Source organism: Pseudomonas arabinosi, assembly GCF_047758675.1.
Taxonomy (GTDB): domain Bacteria; phylum Pseudomonadota; class Gammaproteobacteria; order Pseudomonadales; family Pseudomonadaceae; genus Aquipseudomonas; species Aquipseudomonas arabinosi.
This window is the reverse complement of sequence record NZ_CP180480.1, coordinates 2,638,774-2,656,297: the sequence shown is the minus strand read 5'-3', so window position 1 is coordinate 2,656,297 and position 17,524 is coordinate 2,638,774. Positions and strand designations below refer to the sequence as shown.

The 17,524-nt window shown below is 60.8% G+C and carries 19 protein-coding genes; 9 read left to right on the top strand and 10 right to left on the bottom strand.

What is annotated here, in order from left to right; translation table 11 throughout:
- Window positions 1-39: 39 nt before the first annotated feature.
- From ACMXYJ_RS12405 to ACMXYJ_RS12390, 4 genes are all read left to right on the top strand, one after another.
- Window positions 40-1,083 carry a Rieske 2Fe-2S domain-containing protein gene (locus ACMXYJ_RS12405; protein ID WP_415760030.1) on the top strand — a complete coding sequence of 348 codons (1,044 nt, stop codon included), beginning with the start codon at window positions 40-42 and terminating at the stop codon, window positions 1,081-1,083.
- A 135-nt stretch (window positions 1,084-1,218) separates the two neighbouring features.
- The gene (locus tag ACMXYJ_RS12400) at window positions 1,219-2,349 is read left to right on the top strand and encodes a helix-turn-helix transcriptional regulator (RefSeq protein ID WP_415760029.1); all 1,131 of its coding nucleotides are present in this window, start codon (window positions 1,219-1,221) and stop codon (window positions 2,347-2,349) included.
- A gap of 87 nt (window positions 2,350-2,436) precedes the next feature.
- Window positions 2,437-2,985 carry an ADP compounds hydrolase NudE gene (gene nudE, locus ACMXYJ_RS12395; protein ID WP_415760028.1) on the top strand — a complete coding sequence of 183 codons (549 nt, stop codon included), beginning with the start codon at window positions 2,437-2,439 and terminating at the stop codon, window positions 2,983-2,985.
- A gap of 150 nt (window positions 2,986-3,135) precedes the next feature.
- Entirely contained in the window at window positions 3,136-3,303 is a 168-nt protein-coding gene (locus ACMXYJ_RS12390) for a hypothetical protein (RefSeq protein WP_415760027.1), read from the top strand.
- Between the two features lie 54 nt (window positions 3,304-3,357).
- Here ACMXYJ_RS12390 and dmpG read toward each other — a convergent pair whose 3' ends face one another.
- The 4 genes from dmpG to ACMXYJ_RS12370 are packed head-to-tail and all read right to left on the bottom strand — an operon-like array spanning window position 3,358 to window position 6,963.
- On the bottom strand, window positions 3,358-4,392 hold the full coding sequence (gene dmpG, locus ACMXYJ_RS12385; RefSeq protein WP_046054844.1) for a 4-hydroxy-2-oxovalerate aldolase: 1,035 nt from the start codon (window positions 4,390-4,392) through the stop codon (window positions 3,358-3,360).
- Between the two features lie 13 nt (window positions 4,393-4,405).
- Window positions 4,406-5,314, bottom strand: a complete 909-nt coding sequence (locus ACMXYJ_RS12380; protein ID WP_415760026.1) for an acetaldehyde dehydrogenase (acetylating) — start codon at window positions 5,312-5,314, stop codon at window positions 4,406-4,408.
- A gap of 18 nt (window positions 5,315-5,332) precedes the next feature.
- Window positions 5,333-6,124, bottom strand: a complete 792-nt coding sequence (locus tag ACMXYJ_RS12375) for a fumarylacetoacetate hydrolase family protein (protein WP_415760025.1) — start codon at window positions 6,122-6,124, stop codon at window positions 5,333-5,335.
- Window positions 6,121-6,963, bottom strand: coding sequence for an alpha/beta fold hydrolase (locus ACMXYJ_RS12370; RefSeq protein WP_415760024.1), 843 nt, complete (start codon window positions 6,961-6,963; stop codon window positions 6,121-6,123). The genes ACMXYJ_RS12375 and ACMXYJ_RS12370 overlap by 4 nt, the downstream gene beginning before the upstream one ends.
- A gap of 162 nt (window positions 6,964-7,125) precedes the next feature.
- Between ACMXYJ_RS12370 and ACMXYJ_RS12365 the strand changes: the two genes are divergently transcribed.
- The gene (locus ACMXYJ_RS12365) at window positions 7,126-7,899 is read left to right on the top strand and encodes an SDR family oxidoreductase (RefSeq protein WP_415760023.1); all 774 of its coding nucleotides are present in this window, start codon (window positions 7,126-7,128) and stop codon (window positions 7,897-7,899) included.
- 17 nt (window positions 7,900-7,916) lie between these two features.
- Entirely contained in the window at window positions 7,917-8,414 is a 498-nt protein-coding gene (locus ACMXYJ_RS12360) for an SRPBCC family protein (protein WP_415760022.1), read from the top strand.
- Between the two features lie 121 nt (window positions 8,415-8,535).
- Here the strand turns inward: ACMXYJ_RS12360 and ACMXYJ_RS12355 are convergent, their stop codons facing one another.
- Genes ACMXYJ_RS12355 through ACMXYJ_RS12330 form a run of 6 tightly spaced genes read right to left on the bottom strand, consistent with a single transcriptional unit; the run spans window position 8,536 to window position 13,780 of the window.
- Window positions 8,536-8,925: a steroid Delta-isomerase gene (locus ACMXYJ_RS12355; protein ID WP_415760021.1), complete on the bottom strand. Its 390-nt coding sequence runs from the start codon at window positions 8,923-8,925 to the stop codon at window positions 8,536-8,538.
- Window positions 8,926-10,128 carry an acetyl-CoA C-acyltransferase gene (locus tag ACMXYJ_RS12350; RefSeq protein ID WP_415760019.1) on the bottom strand — a complete coding sequence of 401 codons (1,203 nt, stop codon included), beginning with the start codon at window positions 10,126-10,128 and terminating at the stop codon, window positions 8,926-8,928. It lies immediately after the preceding gene.
- Window positions 10,129-10,159: 31 nt separating this feature from the next.
- Complete coding sequence (locus tag ACMXYJ_RS12345; protein WP_150659061.1) at window positions 10,160-10,618, bottom strand: MaoC family dehydratase; 459 nt, start codon at window positions 10,616-10,618, stop codon at window positions 10,160-10,162.
- Between the two features lie 2 nt (window positions 10,619-10,620).
- Window positions 10,621-11,403 (bottom strand): SDR family oxidoreductase, encoded by a 783-nt coding sequence (locus ACMXYJ_RS12340; RefSeq protein ID WP_129443123.1) that lies wholly within the window; start codon window positions 11,401-11,403, stop codon window positions 10,621-10,623.
- Window positions 11,404-11,417: 14 nt separating this feature from the next.
- Entirely contained in the window at window positions 11,418-12,611 is a 1,194-nt protein-coding gene (locus tag ACMXYJ_RS12335) for an acyl-CoA dehydrogenase family protein (protein ID WP_415760018.1), read from the bottom strand.
- Complete coding sequence (locus ACMXYJ_RS12330) at window positions 12,608-13,780, bottom strand: acyl-CoA dehydrogenase family protein (protein WP_415760017.1); 1,173 nt, start codon at window positions 13,778-13,780, stop codon at window positions 12,608-12,610. The genes ACMXYJ_RS12335 and ACMXYJ_RS12330 overlap by 4 nt, the downstream gene beginning before the upstream one ends.
- Window positions 13,781-14,039: 259 nt before the next feature.
- On the opposite strand from ACMXYJ_RS12330, the gene psrA reads away from it, so the two are divergent.
- From psrA to ACMXYJ_RS12315, 3 genes are all read left to right on the top strand, one after another.
- Window positions 14,040-15,131, top strand: a complete 1,092-nt coding sequence (gene psrA, locus ACMXYJ_RS12325) for an iron-containing alcohol dehydrogenase PsrA (RefSeq protein WP_415760016.1) — start codon at window positions 14,040-14,042, stop codon at window positions 15,129-15,131.
- A 126-nt stretch (window positions 15,132-15,257) separates the two neighbouring features.
- The gene (locus tag ACMXYJ_RS12320; RefSeq protein ID WP_415760015.1) at window positions 15,258-16,553 is read left to right on the top strand and encodes an MFS transporter; all 1,296 of its coding nucleotides are present in this window, start codon (window positions 15,258-15,260) and stop codon (window positions 16,551-16,553) included.
- Between the two features lie 53 nt (window positions 16,554-16,606).
- Window positions 16,607-17,479, top strand: coding sequence for a LysR substrate-binding domain-containing protein (locus ACMXYJ_RS12315; RefSeq protein ID WP_415760014.1), 873 nt, complete (start codon window positions 16,607-16,609; stop codon window positions 17,477-17,479).
- Window positions 17,480-17,524: the final 45 nt, after the last annotated feature.

Below are 17,524 nucleotides of genomic sequence, written 5' to 3'. Positions count from 1 at the left end.
GACAGGCGCCAAGCCCGTGAACCCTGGGAGAATAATAAGATGAGTACCTTGCACCGCATCGAAGCCAAACTGCTGGAAGACCGCTACGCCCGTGGCTGGCATTGTCTGGGTCTGGCCGCCCAATACCGCGATGGCAAGGCCCATCGCCTGGAGGTGTTCGGCACCCGGCTGGTGGCCTTTCAGGGCGAAGACGGCGAGCTGCATATTCTGGATGGCTACTGCCCGCACATGGGCGCCGACCTCAGCACCGGTTGCGTTGAAGGCAACTCGATTCGCTGCCCGTTCCACGCCTGGCGCTGGGGTGCCGATGGTGTCTGCGACGACATCCCTTACGCCAAGCGCATTCCGCCCCGGGCCCGGCTCAAGAGCTGGCCGATCATGGAGGAAAACCAGTTGCTGTTCGTCTGGAATGACCCGGAAGGCAACCCGCCGCTCCCTGAGCAACGCATCCCGCGCATTGACGCTTGCTTCAGTGACGAGTGGGCCGCGTGGGAAGTCGCCGAACTACAAATCGGCACCAATTGCCGCGAACTGATCGACAACATCGCCGACATGGCGCACTTCGGCACGGTGCATGGCGCCCCCGTCGAGGCGTTCAGCAACGTCTTCGAAGGCCACCTGGCCACCCAGATCATGAGTGCCCGCAGTGAGCGCTTGTCCGGCGATAGCGCGTTGAGCACCGTGGCCACCTACTTCGGCCCGGCCTACCAGATCACCGAAATGACCGGCGCGATGAACGGCCAGCCGATCCACTCGATCCTGCTCAACTGCCATGTGCCGATCGACCTCGACAGCTTCACCCTGCGCTACGGCGTGCTGGTGAAAAAGATCCCGGGGCTGAGCGAAGAACAGAATCAGGCGATGGCCAAGGCCTATGTGCAACAGGCCCAGGAAGCCTTCTACGAAGACGTGACGATCTGGCACAGCAAGACCCGCGTCGACAACCCGTTGCTGTGTGATGGCGATGGCCCGGTCTATCAGTTGCGCCGCTGGTACGAGCAGTTCTACACCGACGTCGCGGCGCTCTCGGCCGACGTGCTGGAGCAGAAACGGTTCATCGTGCGCGCCACCGAGCGGGCCTGAACACAGCGGCCTTTTGCGCTTCCTGAGCCTGACTGGCAGCCGCCCGTCAGGCCTTGAGCCCGAGCGTTGCAAGGAGTCGATATCGGCGCTTATTCTCGGCCACCGCCAACGCTAATAATAAAAACGGTTTTCCCTATGCAGCAGAGCCTCAGCCTCGATACGTTCAGTGATTTGATCGGTAACCTCTATCAGGGACCGCTGGAAACCATTCCCTGGGCGACCTTTCTCAACCAGCTCAACGTGTACCTGGAAAGCAAGTACGTGACCTTCATCCTGCGTCCGCCCAGCGCGCATGTGGATGGCTTGATGGTCAACACCACCGGTACGTCGACCGAAGCGACCGCGTCGTATAACAAACACTTTTTCACCCTCGACCCGTTTGTCGACCTGCCCAACCGCCAAGTGGTGACCCTCGCCGAGTTCGTGTCCAACGACGATTGGCAGCACTCGGAGTTCTACAAGAGTTTCCTCGAGCCGGTAGATGTGTTCCACATCCTCGGCGCCGACATCAACACCTGCGACGGCGCCCAGTGCCGTATCCGCATCAGTCGCGGACGCGATGACAAGGCCTTCGGCAACGAAGAGAAAGCCTTGCTGACGCACTTCATTCCGCACCTGGAACGCTCGATCAAGATCCACATGCAGCTCAATCGCATCGAAGCCGAGCGCAACCTCTATGCCGGCGCGGTGAATCAGTTGGCGGTCGGTACGATCATCCTCGACGAGGCTGGCAAAGTGCTGCAAACCAACCAGGTCGCCGATCGGCTGATCCAGGAAAAGGACGGCATCAAACTGGTCAACGACGGCCTGCAAGTCGGCACCGCGCGAGACACTCAAGAGTTTCGGCGCCTGGTGAAGCAGTCGCTGCTCTCGCAAAAAAGCAGCAACCCGTCGGTGGTCGAAGCCCTGCGCGTGCAACGACCGTCCGGGCGCGCGGACCTGGGGATCATCGTGCGCTCGGTGCCGTTGTCGGACTGGAGCGAAGGCAAGCAATGCCCCACCGTAGTGATTTTCATCAGCGACCCGGAACAACAATCCACCGCACCACAGGAGATCGTCCGCGCGCTGTTCGACTTCACCCCGGCCGAAACTCAACTGGCCATGTTGTTGGCCAACGGCTTAACCCTCGACGAAGCCTCCGAGGAGCTGGGCATCAGCCGCAACACCTCGCGGGCGCACCTGCGGTCAACCTTCTCCAAGACCGGCGTGACCCGCCAGACCATGCTCGTGCGGCTAATCCTGCGCAGCGTGGCGACCCTCGGTTAGCGTTCAACCTCCGCCCTCGTCCGCTCGGACGATGGCGGCCATCCCGGCACGGCGCACAGTGGCTTCATCCCAACCAGGGGCCTGACCATGCGCAACTGTCCGACCATCCTCAAGACTGAATTGCTGGCTGAAAGCGGCTATTTTCAGATCGAAGCTTTACACCTGCAATTCAGCAACGGCCAGCAACGGGTTTACGAGCGTCTGCGCGGCACCGGCTATCGCTCGGTGATGCTGGTGGCGATGCCCGATCCGCTGCATGTGTTACTGGTGCGTGAATATGCGGTCGGTGTCGAAAAAACCGTGCTCGGCCTGCCCAAGGGCGGCGCGGAGCCAGATGAAGACTATCTGCAAGCGGCGCAACGCGAACTCTGCGAAGAGGTCGGGATGCGCGCTGCACGCCTCAGCGAACTGGGCGAACTGACCCTGGCCCCGGGTCACCTGTGCCATCGCTACCGGGTGGTGCTGGCCGAACAGTTGAGTCCCTGCCAACTGGTCGGCGACGAGCCCGAACCGCTGGAATGCCTGCGCGTGCCACTGGCGCAGATCCCCGACCTGGTGGCCCGCGGCGAACTCAATGAAGCGCGAGCCATAGCTGCACTGTTCATGGCCATGGGCGCCCTCGCCCGGCGCATCTAAAATCGCCAAGATCAAAAGATCGTCCGAAGGCTCGGGCCGCGTTCGGACGATTTTTTGATCTTTTTCCATCTAGTCCATTTGGACGAAGCCACGTTCCGCCAGCCGCAATACCTTGCCTCTACAACAATAAAATCCGTGTCGAGGCTCGCTATGCGAAAAGCCACCTGTGCCCTGTTCATCATCGTCTGCGCCAGCAGCACCGCCAGTCTGTGTCAGCTGTTCAAGAATGAAGCCTACCGCCCGACCACCGCGTTCTTCAGTTGCTCGGCCAGCGCCATCAATTGCTATCCCCCGCTGGTGCGTAATCTGCTCCCATAAAAAAACCACCGGGCCTGCAAGCAAGGCCGGTGGTTTTTTTGTGCTGTCGCCAGATCAGGTTGGCAAGACACCCCGCGAACGTGAAAGGGTCAGCGCCAGGTCTTCGATCATGTCTTCCTGACCGCCGACGGTGCCGCGCCGACCCAATTCCACCAGCAGCTCACGTGCGGCAATGCCGTACTTTTGCTCGGCACGTTTGGCGAACAACAGGAACGAACTGTAGACCCCGGCGTAACCCAGGGTCAGCGCATCGCGGTCGAGGCGGATCGGCTGGTCCATCATCGGCACCACCAGGTCTTCGGCAACGTCCATGATCCGGTACAGGTCGATGCCACTGTTGACGCCCATCCGCTCAAGCACCGCGACAAACACTTCGAGCGGCGTATTGCCCGCCCCTGCGCCCAGCCCCGCCACCGAACCGTCGATACGTGCAGCGCCCGCCTCGATCGCGGCAAGGGAATTGGCAATCGCCATGCCCATGTTGTGGTGACCGTGAAAACCGACTTCGGTCCCGGCACTCAGCCCAGCTCGCAATGCAGCGATTTTCTCAGTGACTTCATCAGGCAGCATGTAGCCAGCCGAGTCAGTGCAGTAAATGCAGTTGGCGCCGTAACTCTCCATCAACCGCGCCTGCTCCAGCAGTTTTTCTGCGCTGACCATGTGCGCCATCATTAGAAAGCCGACGGTATCCAGGCCCATCTTCGCTGACATGCCGATGTGCTGGCCGGAGACGTCCGCCTCGGTGCAGTGGGTGGCCACACGAATGGTCGACACCCCGTGTTCATGGGCCATTCGCAAATGATCGAGGGTGCCGATACCCGGCAACAACAGCGCCGAGACCTTGGCCTGTTTCATACGCGGGATCACCGCCGCGAAGTATTCCTCGTCGCTGTGGGCGGGGAAACCGTAGTTCAGCGAAGCACCGCCCAGGCCATCGCCGTGGGTGATTTCGATCAGCGGCACGCCGGCCGCATCGAGACCGGTCGCTACCGAGATCATCTGTTCCAGGCTGATTTGATGCTGTTTGGCATGCATGCCGTCGCGCAGGCTCATGTCGTGCAGACGGACGCTCTTACCTTGCAAATTCATGGCAATTCTCCACTCAACGGACGGGCAGTTGCAGGGTGCCCTTGTGGGCTTCTTCGGCGAACATCTCGGCGGTACGCAGCCCAGCAGCGGTCATGATGTCGAGGTTGCCGGCAGACTTTGGCAGGAAGTCGCCGAGGCCTTCGACCTCGATGAAAATCGACACCTTGTGCCCATCGAACACCGGGCCATTGATCAGCTTGTAGCCGGGAACATAGCGCTGCACTTCCTTGACCATCTGCAACACCGAGGTGCGAATGGCGTCCTGATTCGGTTCGTCATCCGTCAGGCAGTGGATGGTGTCGCGCATCATCAACGGTGGCTCGGCCGGGTTGATGACGATGATTGCCTTGCCGCGTCGGGCGCCGCCGATCTTCTCCACCGCACCGGCCGTGGTGCGGGTGAATTCGTCGATGTTCTGGCGAGTGCCCGGGCCGACCGAACCGGAGGACACGGTGGCGACGATCTCGCCGTAACTCACCGGCTGGACCCGCGACACTGCCGCGACCATCGGAATGGTCGCCTGGCCACCGCACGTCACCATGTTGACGTTCATCGCCAACGTCGCCGCGTGCTCCTTGAGATTGACCGGCGGCACGCAAAACGGACCGATGGCCGCTGGCGTGAGATCAATCATGATCACCCCCAGTTCGTTGAGCTTACGGCTGTTTTCCGCGTGTACGTAGGCCGAGGTGGCATCGAAGGCGATGCGAATATCATCGTCGAGCACATGGGGCAGCAGCCCGTCGACACCCTCGGCCGTGGTTTTCACGCCCAATTCACGTGCGCGTTTAAGACCCTCGGATTGGGGGTCGACGCCGACCATCCACACCGGCTCGATCCATTCCGATCGGTACATTTTCATCAGCAGGTCAGTGCCGATATTGCCCGGGCCGATAATGGCCGCTCTGAGTTTCTTGCTCATCCGGTTAAACCCCACAGGTCAGGCGCAGAAGGACACCCGGGCACTGCCCAGGCCATCGATGGTCAAGGAAAAACGGTCACCCACACGCGCTGGTTCCAGCGGCACCAAAGAGCCGGAAAGAATGATTTCCCCGGCCTTGAACGGAATACCGAAAGCACCCAAAGTGTTGGCCAGCCAGGCCACGGCCGTCAGCGGATTACCCTGCACCGCCGAGCCCAAACCTTCGCTGAGAGGCTCGCCATTCTTGAACACACGCATGCGCAAGTTGGGCAAATCCAGCGTCCGTGGATCGACCTGAACATCGCCCAGCACAAACACACCGCAGGAGGCGTTGTCGGCGACGGTGTCTTGTATGCGGATCCGCCAGTCATGAATCCGTGAGTCGACAATTTCGAAGCACGGCATCACGTATTCGGTCGCTTCCAGCACGTCGGCTTCGGTCACACCGGGGCCGATCAGATCGTGCTTGAGCTTGAAGGCAATCTCGCCCTCGGCGCGCGGCTGAATCAGCTTGTTCGCGGCGAGGGAGATTTGCGCGTCATTGGCGAATGACATCTGCCGGGTGATGAAGCCGAAATCCGGTTGATGCACGTTGAGCATTTGCTGGACCGCTGCGGAGGTTACGCCGATTTTCTTGCCGACAATCCGGTCACCGGCGGCCACCCGGCGTTCGATGCTGTAGAGGGAAATATGGTAGGCGTCTTCGATGCTGATCGATGGCCAGCGCTCGGTCAGCGGCGCGAGGGTGGTGCCGCTCAGCAACGCCTGATAGAGCTCTTCGCCGTATTGATGGCGCAGTTGTTCACTCATGAGCGAGCCTCCTCAAAGAACGCCAGGCACTCGCGGTTGAACAGTTCACGGTGCTCGACCATCACCCAATGCCCGCATTCGCTGAGCAGGACAAAGCGAATGTTCTGGCAGTGCTGCATCATCGTTTGCGCACCAGACACCGGGCAGAATTTGTCGTTCATGCCCCAGAAACCGAGGATCGGACACTGCAACTCGCCGAGGCGCGAGGTCATGTTCGGCACTTGCATGGTCGACAACACGCAGACCGGTTGCTGTCGCACCACATCGACTCGCTCATTGACCGTTTCGTCGCTGATCAACGACTCATCGAACAGTTGCAGCGCCAGCAGCCGACGCATTCCGCCCGCATCGTGCAGTTCACCCTTGGCGAAGGCCGCACCCATTTTCTGGATGCCTTCCATCTGCAAGTAATACTGTTCTTTTTCCATCAGGCCACCGGGCGCCATCAGCACCAAACGGCTGACTCGCTGCGGCTGGTCGAGGGCCAGTTTGATCGCAATCGCACCGCCCAGAGAATTGCCGACCAGCACGCATCGCTGGATATCCAGGGCATCGAGCAGATCGCTCAAGGCGGCGACAAAGAAGTCCAGGGTGTAGAGGGTGTCTGGCTTATCTGAAGCGCCATAACCGGGCAGGTCCGGGACGATGATCCGGTAGCCTGCCGCGGCAAACACCGGGTAGTTCTGCTTGAAGTTGCTGTGCCCGCTGGCGCCCGGCCCGCTGCCGTGAATGAAAATCACCGGCTCGCCGCTGCCGATGTCCTGCCCGCCGATATCCAAATAGTGCAGCTGCAAACCCTGCGGCAGCGTAACGAAGTGCCCTTGCGCTGATGCGTCCATAAGGTGTCCTCCCGGCCTGTTGTTGTCGCCGGATTATTCCGAGCGCCCGGGCAAACAACATCGTCCGACAGGACTACGCCGCCCTAGTCTTTTCGGACGTTGGCCGGCTCAGGCTGTGGACCTAGCATCGCAGCATTCCCGAGCGACAGAACGAGGCACCTCATGCTTGATCCGATGGACTTTCGCGGCAAAGTGGTACTGGTCACCGGCGGTGGCAAGGGTGTCGGTCGCGGCATCAGTCAGCGCTTTCTCGACTGTGGTGCCTACGTGGTGATCTGCGGTCGCGAAACACCGGACACCCTGCCTGCCAGCGCTGGGCGCGAGGCGCTGTTTCTGCCCTGTGACCTGCGGGATGTCGAGCAGTCCGGGCGGTTGATCGACAGTATCGTCGAGCGTTTCGGTCGCCTCGATGTATTGGTCAACAATGCCGGCGGCTCACCGAATGCCGACGCAGCCAGTGCCTCGCCGCGTTTTAGCGAAGCGATCATCCGCCTCAACCTGTTGGCGCCGCTGAATCTCTGTCAGCAGGCCAATCAGGTGATGCAGGCGCAGGCCGACGGTGGCGCAATCATCAATATTTGCAGCGTCAGCGCCACCCGGCCTTCCCCCGGCACTGCCGCTTATGGCGCGGCAAAGGCTGGGCTGCTGAGCCTGACCGGTTCGCTGGCCGTGGAATGGGCGCCCAAGGTGCGGGTCAACGCTGTGACGGCCGGGTTGATTCTCACCGAGCAGGCGGCCTTGCACTATGGCGATCAGGCGGGCATTGCCCGGGTGGCGGCGACCATCCCGCTGCAACGCCTGGCGGCGCCGGAAGACATCGGCGATACCTGTCTGTACCTGGCATCAACGCTGGCACGTTATGTCAGCGGCGCGGACATCACCGTGCACGGCGGTGGCGAGCGCCCGGCGTTTCTCGACGCTGTGCAATCCAATTGAACAAGAGGAATTCCAATATGCCTGCGATTGCCAGCCATAGCGTCCTGATTGACCTCACCCCACAAGCCGCGTGGGCCAGACTGCGCGACCTGAGCCTCGCCCCGCATTACGTGCCGGGGTTGACCGGTTGCCAGTTTCATCCCGGCACACGTGAAGGGGTTGGCGCCAGTCGCCGGGTGTTTCGCAAGGGAGGTCAGTGGCTGGATGAAAGCGTGGTGCAATGGCAGGAAGGTGTCGGTTTTGTGCTGATTTTGCACAAGGCCAGCGGCGGTGCGCCCTTCCCGTTCCGCGAAGCCAGCTTCAGTTATGCGTTGCAGGCCGAGGGTGACGCGACGCGCATTACCACGCAAATGAACTACAGCCTGCGCGGTGGCCGACTGGTGGAATGGTTGCTGGCGAAGGCGTTCAACAACGTCGTGCGCGAGATTGCCGAGAACCTCAAGGCGTACTACGAAAGCGGGCAGACGCAGAACCGCGACTTGCTCGCCGCCACACATCAAGAACGCGCCCTGTAAAAACTCCCACAGGGGATTGAGGTCGTACGCAAAAACCTGGGCTGCCCCTCTAACCAATGTGGGAGATTCTATGTTGCAGGGCAACCCCGCAACTTCAGGCTCGGCGGCGCCTACAATAATTTCATGCGTGGCTTTGGGGGGTCAGGTTGGCCTCGCTCCAATAGGCTTTCATCGAGCGGATCTTGCCGTCCGCATCGAACTCCATCACATCGATCACATGTAGCGAACACGGTTGCCCGGCCCATTCCATGTCGACCCGAAACGGCATCGCCCCACAACCGTTCAACGTCGCCCGAACCGGGCCGGTCATGGTCGCCGAGACTTTGCTTGCGCCCAGCCCTTCACGGTAGAAGCGTTCGATGGCGACAAGGCCCCGAATCGGCGGTTGGCCGACGGGGTCTTCGACTACTGCGCCCTGACCATACAGCGCAACAATCGCGTCGATGTCACCGGCGTCCACCAATTCCACATAACGCGCCATGGTCGCTTGAATCTGTTGTGCACTGATCATTCAGACCACCTCGAACAGTGCGGCGGCACCCATGCCGCCGCCGATGCACATACTCACCACCACGTAACGCAATCCGCGGCGCTGCCCCTCGACCAACGCGTGACCGACCATCCGCGCACCGGACATGCCGAAAGGATGCCCCACCGAAATCGCACCGCCGTTGACGTTCATGTGTTCAGCGGGAATGCCCAGGGTGTCGCGGCAATACAGCACCTGACAGGCAAACGCCTCGTTCAACTCCCAGAGGCCAATGTGATCCACGGTCAGGCCATGGCGCTTGAGCAGTTTCGGGATGGCATAGACCGGGCCGATGCCCATCTCGTCGGAGTTGCAGCCAGCGACCGCCATCCCGCGATAAATCCCCAGCGGCTCCAGGCCACGCTTCTCGGCCAATTTGGCACTCATCAACACCGAGGCCGAAGCCCCATCGGACAGTTGCGAGGCGTTGCCGGCCGTGATGAAGCGGCCCTTTTCACTCCATTGACCGCCCGGCCACACCGGTTCCAGCGCACTCAGGCTTTCGCGGGTGGTGTCGATGCGGTTGCACTCGTCGCGCAGCAAGGTGACGGTTTCGTAGCGGGTTTCGCCACTGGCCTTGTCGACGATCGCCTTGCGGCTGGTCAGCGGCGCGAGTTCACGGTCGAACAATCCATTGCTCTGGGCCAGCGCGGTTCGCACCTGGCTCTGATAGCTGTATTCGTCCTGTTCCTCGCGGGAAATCCCGTAGCGTGCGGAGACGATCTCGCCGGTTTCGATCATTGGGATATAAGCGTGCGGATCCAGCTCGATCACCGAGGCTGACTGGTTGCGGTACAGGTTCTTGTGCTTGTTCTGCACCAGCGAAATCGACTCCAGGCCACCGGCCACGGCAATGTCGATTTCGTCGCACATGATGCCTTTGGCGGCCATGGCAATGCTCATCAGCCCTGATGAACACTGGCGCTCGACCGCCATCCCGGCGACCGAGGTCGGCAAGCCGCCGGCAATCGCGCAGAGGCGCCCGAGGTTATAAGACTGCGTGCCCTGCTGCGCCGCTGCGCCGATGATCACATCGTCCACTTCGCCCGGCTCGATGCCGGCGCGACGCACGGCTTCGCGCACCACATGGCCGCCGAGCTGCGGGGCGTCGGTGTCATTGAATGCACCGCGAAAGGCTTTGCCGATCGGGGTACGGGCGGTCGAAACGATGACGGCTTCTTTCATGCTGGATTCCTCGAATGTTCTGTTAAAGGGTTCACGCGGGGTAGTAACGGCTGATGGTGTCGACCACACAGCCGGGACGCTCCTCGCCGTCGATGTCGACGCTGACGCGAATGGTCGCCTGAACGCCGCCCTTGACCTCCTCGACCGCCATCAATTGCGCACTGCCGCGCACCCGCGAGCCAACACGCACCACCGTCGGAAAGCGCACCCGCTCACAGCCATAATTGACCCCCATGGCAATGCCACGCACCTCGACGATTTGCGGTAAAAACAGATTGACCAACGCCAAGCTTAGATAGCCATGGGCGATGCAGGCGCCGAAGGGACCACTGGCTGCCTTGAGCGGATCGACGTGAATCCACTGGTGATCACCGGTCGCCTCGGCGAACCGGTCGATGCGGTCCTGCGCAAGCACCAGCCAGTCGCTGACGCCCAGCACCTCTCCCACGGCATCGTGCAAGGCGAGGGGCGTGTCGAAAATACGAGGCATGTTCACGCCCTCTGACTGGAAACCGACAACACTTCGCCGGTCATGTAGGAACTGTAGTCGCTGGCCAGAAACATCATCACGTTGGCCACTTCCCAAACCTCGGCGGCACGACCAAACGCCTCGTTGGCAGCGAGTTGATCAAGCACTGCCTGAGGGGCGGACTTACGCAGGAAATCGTGCAATGCAATGCTCGGGCTCACCGCGTTGATGCGGATTCCGTAGTCGGCAGCCTCGACCGCCGCGCAACGGGTCAATGCCATGACCCCGGCCTTGGCCGCGGCGTAGTGCGACTGCTCTTTCTGTGCCCGCCAGCCCAGCACCGAAGCGTTGTTGACGATAACCCCGGCACGCCGCTCGATCATCTTCGGCAACATCGCACGGGTCATGCGCATGGTGCCGGTGAGCGTCACATCGAGGACCCGGTTCCACTCCTCATCCGTCATGTCCACCAGCAGCCGGGAACCACCAAGACCGGCGTTGTTGATCAGCACATCGACACCCTGCAGATCACGCTCGGCGCAGGCAATCAGCTGTTGAACCTGAGCTTCGTCAGCGACATTGCAGACCTGACCGAAGACCTGTTGCAGACCGGTCGTTTCGCGGATTTTCAACACCGCTTCCGCCAGCCGGCCTTCATGGATATCGCTGATCATCAAGGCGCGGCAACCCTCCTCGGCGGCACGCACCGCGGCGGAAAAACCGATACCGGCCCCGGCCGCAGCCGTGATCAGCACTGACTTGTCACGCAGCAAACCGTGACCCGCAACATAGTGAGGAACAGACATGGAAAACTCCTTGGTCAGGTGCGCAGGCGCGGTTCTTTGGGCATTCCCAAGGCGCGCTCGGCGATGATGTTGCGCTGGATCTCGTTGCTGCCGCCGTAGAGGGTGTCGGCGCGACTGAACAGGTACAGCGATTGCAAACGGGTGAGTTGGTAAGGTCCGGCTTCCAGCAGTTCCGCCTCAGCACCTAGGACGTCCATCGCCAGCTTGCCGAGGCTGGCGTGCCAGGTGGACCAGAACAGTTTGTAGATGGTCGCTTCCTTGCGCAGCGAACCGTCCTGCGCCCCGGACAGCATGCGCAGCGAGTTGTAGCGCATGATCCGCAACCCGCTCCAGGCCTCGGCCAGGCGCTGGCGCAGGATCGGGTCACGCGCCGCGCCATTGGCCCGGGCGATGGCGATGATTTCGTTGAGTTCATTGTGAAATTGCATCTGCTGGCCGAGGGTCGATACCCCCCGCTCGAAACCGAGCAACGCCATCGCGATCTTCCAGCCCTCACCCGGCGCGCCGATGATATTGGCGGCGTCGGTGCAGGCATCATCGAAGAACACTTCGTTGAACTCAGAGGTGCCTGTGAGCTGCTCGATCGGCCGCACGGTAATCTCCGTCTGGGCCATGGGCACCAGCAAGAAGGACAAGCCACGATGGCCAACGCTGCCCGGTTCCGTGCGTGCGATCACAAAACACCAGTCCGACTCATGGGCCAGGGAGGTCCAGACTTTTTGTCCGTTGATCACCCAAGTGCCGCTGGTTTCATCAAGCACCGCGCGGGTCTTGACGTTGGCCAGGTCGGACCCGGCCCCCGGCTCGGAATAGCCCTGGCACCAGAAGGACGTGCCGTTGACGATGCCCGGCAGAAAGCGCTGTTGCTGCTCGGCAGTGCCAAACGCGGCAATGGTCGGTCCGGCCAGCCCTTCGCCGATATGCCCCATGCGTCCCGGGCCGCCAGCGCGGGCGTACTCTTCGTGGAAAATCACTTGCTGGCTGATCGACAGACCACGCCCACCGTGCTCCGGCGCCCAGCCCACACACGTCCAGCCGCCCTCGGCGAGTTTGCGTTCCCAGGCTTTGCGCTCCTCGGGAAACATATGTTCGTCACCCGGGCCGCCGCGAAAACGCAGGGGCTCGAACTCACCGCACAGGTTAGCGCTCAACCAGTCGGCGACGTCCTGACGGAAGCGCTCATCCTGCTCACTGAAACTGATTTTCATGGCTGCTCCCCAAGAATCGCCACGGCAATGCGCTCTCGATGCCAGGCAGGTGCACCGAGAAAGCTTTCGCTGGCGCGGGCACGTTTGAAGTAGAGGTGCGGGTCGTATTCCCAGGTGAAACCGACGCCGCCGTGCAACTGGATCGACTCGGACGCGCAGTGGAAATAGGTTTCGGAGCACTGCGCCTTGGCCAGCGCCGCCGCCAGCGGCAGCTCGGCGGCCACCTGCGGATCGCCTTCAGGATCGAGGACTTCCCGGGCCACGCAAGCCGCGTAATAACTGGCCGAACGTGCGCACTCGACCTGCAGCATCATGTCGGCGGCGCGGTGTTTGAGCGCTTGGAAACTGGCGATAGCTCGACCGAACTGCTGGCGTTCCTGCATATAGGCAACGCTCAGGTCGAGCACCTGCTGCGCGCCACCGGTCTGTTCGGCAGCCAGGCCGATGCAAGCCAATTGCAGCACTCGCTCAAGATGCGGCCAGCCCGCGCCGAACTCACCGAGCAGGCAGTCAGCGCTGAGGTACAACCCCTTCAGTTGAACCCGTGCCTGACGACGGGTCTGGTCCATGGTCGGCAACATTTGACGCTCGATCCCTGCCCGATCCACATCCACGGCGAACAGGCTGATACCCGCCTCGCCGCTCGATCCGGGAACCCGTGCGGCGATGATCAAGAGCTCAGCGCTGTGCCCGTCCAACACATGATTGAGGATTCCATCAAGCACAAATCCCTCGCCCTCGGGCACCACCGAGGCCTGAACATCCTTGGCCGCCCAGCCGTTGGCGCTGCTGAAGGCCAGCGTCGCGGTGAGGCTGCCGTCGGCGATCAGCGGCAGCCAGCGTTGTTTTTGTTGTTCGTTGGCGGCCAGCAACAGCGCTGGCGTGGCCATGCAGGCGGTGGCGAAGAACGGCGAACACAGCAAGCGCCGGCCCATCTGTTCCAGCAAAATCGACAGTTCGACAAAGCCCAGTCCCAGGCCGCCGTACGCTTCGGGAATATGAATCGCCGGCCAGTACATTTCGCGGCACAGGCGCTGCCACAGCGCCTCGTCAAAACCTCGCTCGCTGACCATCGCCGCTCGCACGGCGGCAGAATCCGAGACATCGGCGAGAAAGCCCTCGGCCGATGCGCGGATCATTTCCTGTTCGTCGCTGAATGCAAACTCCATCGCGGCGCCTTCTGCTCGTTAGGCGGGGCACGCATGAAGCAACACCCCTCTGGCCTTCGAGTTTGGTGCCAGCGGCACACGACAGAAACGTCAGGGCTGCCTAGTCCGAATGGGCGATGTCGAGCCGGTTACGAGCAAGCCTTCACTCTGACCTCGGTATCGGTTCAGCCGATAGAAGCCTGCGAATTATCGATTTGAGCTGAAGTCGACGTCCCCCGAGTATGGGGCCACCTCCAACAACAAAAACAAAGGACCCGCCATGACTGCCCGATTCCACAATCCAGTTGATACACGTTTCGGCTGGGGCAGCCTTCTCGAGCTTGCCTCTATCACCGAAAACCAAAAGGTCGCCCTTGTCACTTTTCCCGAAGCTCGCGGGCTGGGATTGGTCGATCGTATTGAGGACCTGCTGGGCGATCGATTGGTGTACGTCATCGAGGATGTCCAGCCCAATCCGGACGTGGCTCAACTGCGCGACACGTATGAGCGTTTTTGGCAGGAGGCCGGCGAATGCCACACAGTTATCGCTGTGGGCGGAGGCAGCGCCATCGACACCGCCAAGGCGTTGATCGTGGGCACCGAGTCGGGTCGTTTTGATGAATTGCTCGCGTTGCTGGCAACGGGTAAACCCTTCGTCCCGGCGCGTAGCAAGTTACTGATTGCGGCCCCGACCACGGCGGGTACCGGCAGTGAAGTTACCCCTTGGGCCACCATCTGGGACTCGGCCAGCCACAAGAAATACTCTCTGCACCTGGACAGCACCTGGCCGAAAGTGGCCATTGTCGATCCGCAGTTAATGTTGACGGTTCCGGCGGGGGTCACTGTTTCAACAGGCCTGGATGCCCTGTCTCATGCGCTGGAGTCGATCTGGAACATCAATGCCAACCCGATCTCGGACACCTTCGCCATCTCCGCCATCGAGGACATCCTGGAATGCCTGCCGCTGCTGCGTCATGACTTATCCAGCAGGGAACTGCGTTCGCGCATGGCATTGGCCGCACTCAAGGCAGGGTTGGCGTTCTCCAATACCAAAACTGCACTGGCCCATTCGATCTCTTACGAAATGACCCTGCGCTACGGCCTGCCGCATGGTATCGCCTGCTCCTTCACTCTGCCGCTGGTGTTGGGCCTCGCCTGGGGCCACGACGAAGCGCGCGACCGAACCCTTCAGCGAATATTCGGCAACGACCTGCAGAGCGCTCAAGACCAATTGCGCGAGTTCCTGCATAGCCTGGGAGTGAAGACGGAGTTTGCCGATTACGGTGTAACGCCATCGGAAGCCGAGGAAATGATCAATTTCGCCATGCAGGGCGCCAGAGGCAAAAACTTCATCGGCTCACAGGCGGCCTAGCGCCTGCCAACACCCACCAAGCACTGTCAGCGGCGTGACGAGCCGCGACGATTTCCTGCCGCACCCATAAAAGAGTGCACCCTCCGACGCCATTCGGGGGGACCGAACAATAATAAGGAAAAGATCATGAATCGTGCCCAAACCATGCCTGGACTCGCAGTGCGCACCTCATCGTTCCGAGTAGCCCAGTGGCGCATGCTGCTGGCGGCGATGTTCTGCTATCTGTTTTTCTACACCGGTCGGCAGACATTCGGTTTCGCCATTCCGGGTATCCAGGCCGAGTTCGGTTTTACCAAGGAACACCTCGGGTGGGCTTCGGCCGCCATGCTCTGGGCCTATGCCATCGGCCAGGCCATCAACGGCAACCTTGCCGACAAATTTGGCGGCAGACGCATCATGACCGCCGGTGCCGTATTGTCCTGCGCCGCCAACTGGGTAACCAGCTTTGCCAGTGGTTTTACCGCTCTGATCTTGCCTTGGGGTCTCAACGGTTATTTCCAGGCCTTGGGCTGGGCGCCCGGGAGTCGACTCATCTCCAATTGGTGGAGTGCCGGCGAGCGCGGCAAGGTGTATGGCTTTTACGTGTTTGCCGCCGGTTGCGCCTCTGTCCTTTCTTACGTGACCTCAATCGTTGTGCTTGAGGTGATGCATCTGGAGTGGCGCTGGATCTTTCGGTTGCCTGTGCTGCTGATGCTGGCTGGCGGCATCATCTTCTATCTGGTGGCCCGTGAACGTCCGCAGGACATGGGTTTCGAACCGCTCGCCGATACCGGCGTAGCCAATGCCGATGACAAAGACCACGAAGCGGCACACGGTGAAGTCGAATCGTCCGCGCAACGCTACAAAGCCGTTCTAAAGAACTTCCGCTTGATCATCGCCGCAGTTTCCCTGGGATTCCAGAACGCTGCTCGCTATGGCTTGATCGTCTGGGTGCCGGTGCACTTTCTGGGTGCCAACTGGAAAAGCGGCGACAGCATGATCGATCCGAAATGGATTACGGTTGCCCTGCCGGTGGGCATGGCCATCGGCGCCCTCAGTAATGGCTGGGTTTCGGACAAGCTGTTCGGCTCCAAACGCTACCTGGCGATCATGCTCTACATGTTCCTCGGCGCAGCGACCAGCTTGTGGATGTGGAGCCTCCCGCCTCATAGCGCAATGGGCCTGGTGGCGCTGTTCCTCTGTGGTTTCTTCGTTTACGGCCCAGCGTCGAGTTTCTGGGCGCTCTGCCCAGACCTGGTCGGCGCAAAGCGAGCTGGCACGGCAACCGGTGTCATGAACTTCTCGTCCTATCTGTTCGCCGGCCTGGCGGAACCGCTGATCGGCAGTATGCTCGACAGTACCGGCAATACGTCATTGATCTTCATCGTGGTCACCGCTGCATGCCTGTGCAGTGCGGCGGTCGCGTTGTTCATCAGACGCTGATTGCGCAGCAGGGATGCTTGCAGACAGACAACGACTCAGGAACAGGATCTTCTATGTACCAGTACCACAAGTGGTTACGTTCCTTTCATGCGGTGGCGAAGACCGGCAGTTTCACCCTCGCCGCCGAGTACCTGAGCGTTGGTCAGCCGACTGTAAGTGAACAGGTCAACGCGCTGGAGAAGAAGTTCTCCGTGGAACTCTTTCATCGTCGAGGCCGTTTTATCGAAATGAGTTCTGCGGGACACAAGCTCTATGCGATCACCCAGGGGCTATTCGGCCAAGAGGATGAAGCCGTGCAACTTCTGCAAAGTTTCAAGCAACGCAAGACAGGCATGCTGCGCTTGGGGGCGGTCTCTCCTCCCATTGCGATGAACCTGACTTACGAATTGATGCAGCGGCATCCGGACATCGAGCTGGAAACGTCGTTCTCTCCTGAAAAAGAAACACTGGATCGTCTCTTCAACTTCGACATCGATGTGGCGATTCTTGCGCTCTCCGAATTCGACCAGCGCTTTGATACTCAGCTTTATCGACGCTATCCGATTATTGCCGTCGTCCGCGACGACCATCCCTGGGCCAGTCAGAAAGAGGTGCATGTCGAGCAGATCAGCAGCGAGAAGTGGGTCCTTCGCGAAAAAAGCTCTCGCACACGCCAACTGGTGGAAGAGAGCTGCAAGCGCCTGGACGTCGCCCTGAACTGCGTCATGCAGTTGAACAGTCGCGAAGCCATTGTCCATGCCATCGCCAAGGGCATCGGCATCGGTTTCGTTTCGGCCGTCGAGTACGCCGAAACGCCGGGCACCAAGCCGATCACCTTCGTCAATCATCCGTTTTCGATCGATTACCACCTGTGCTGCCTGGGTATTCGAAGAAACCGGCCAATGATCACGGAGTTGTTCGACTCCAGTCCAATACCAACAACCTGATTCCGTAACGCGTTTCAACAATCAATAGGCTTACCTCCTGGTGAC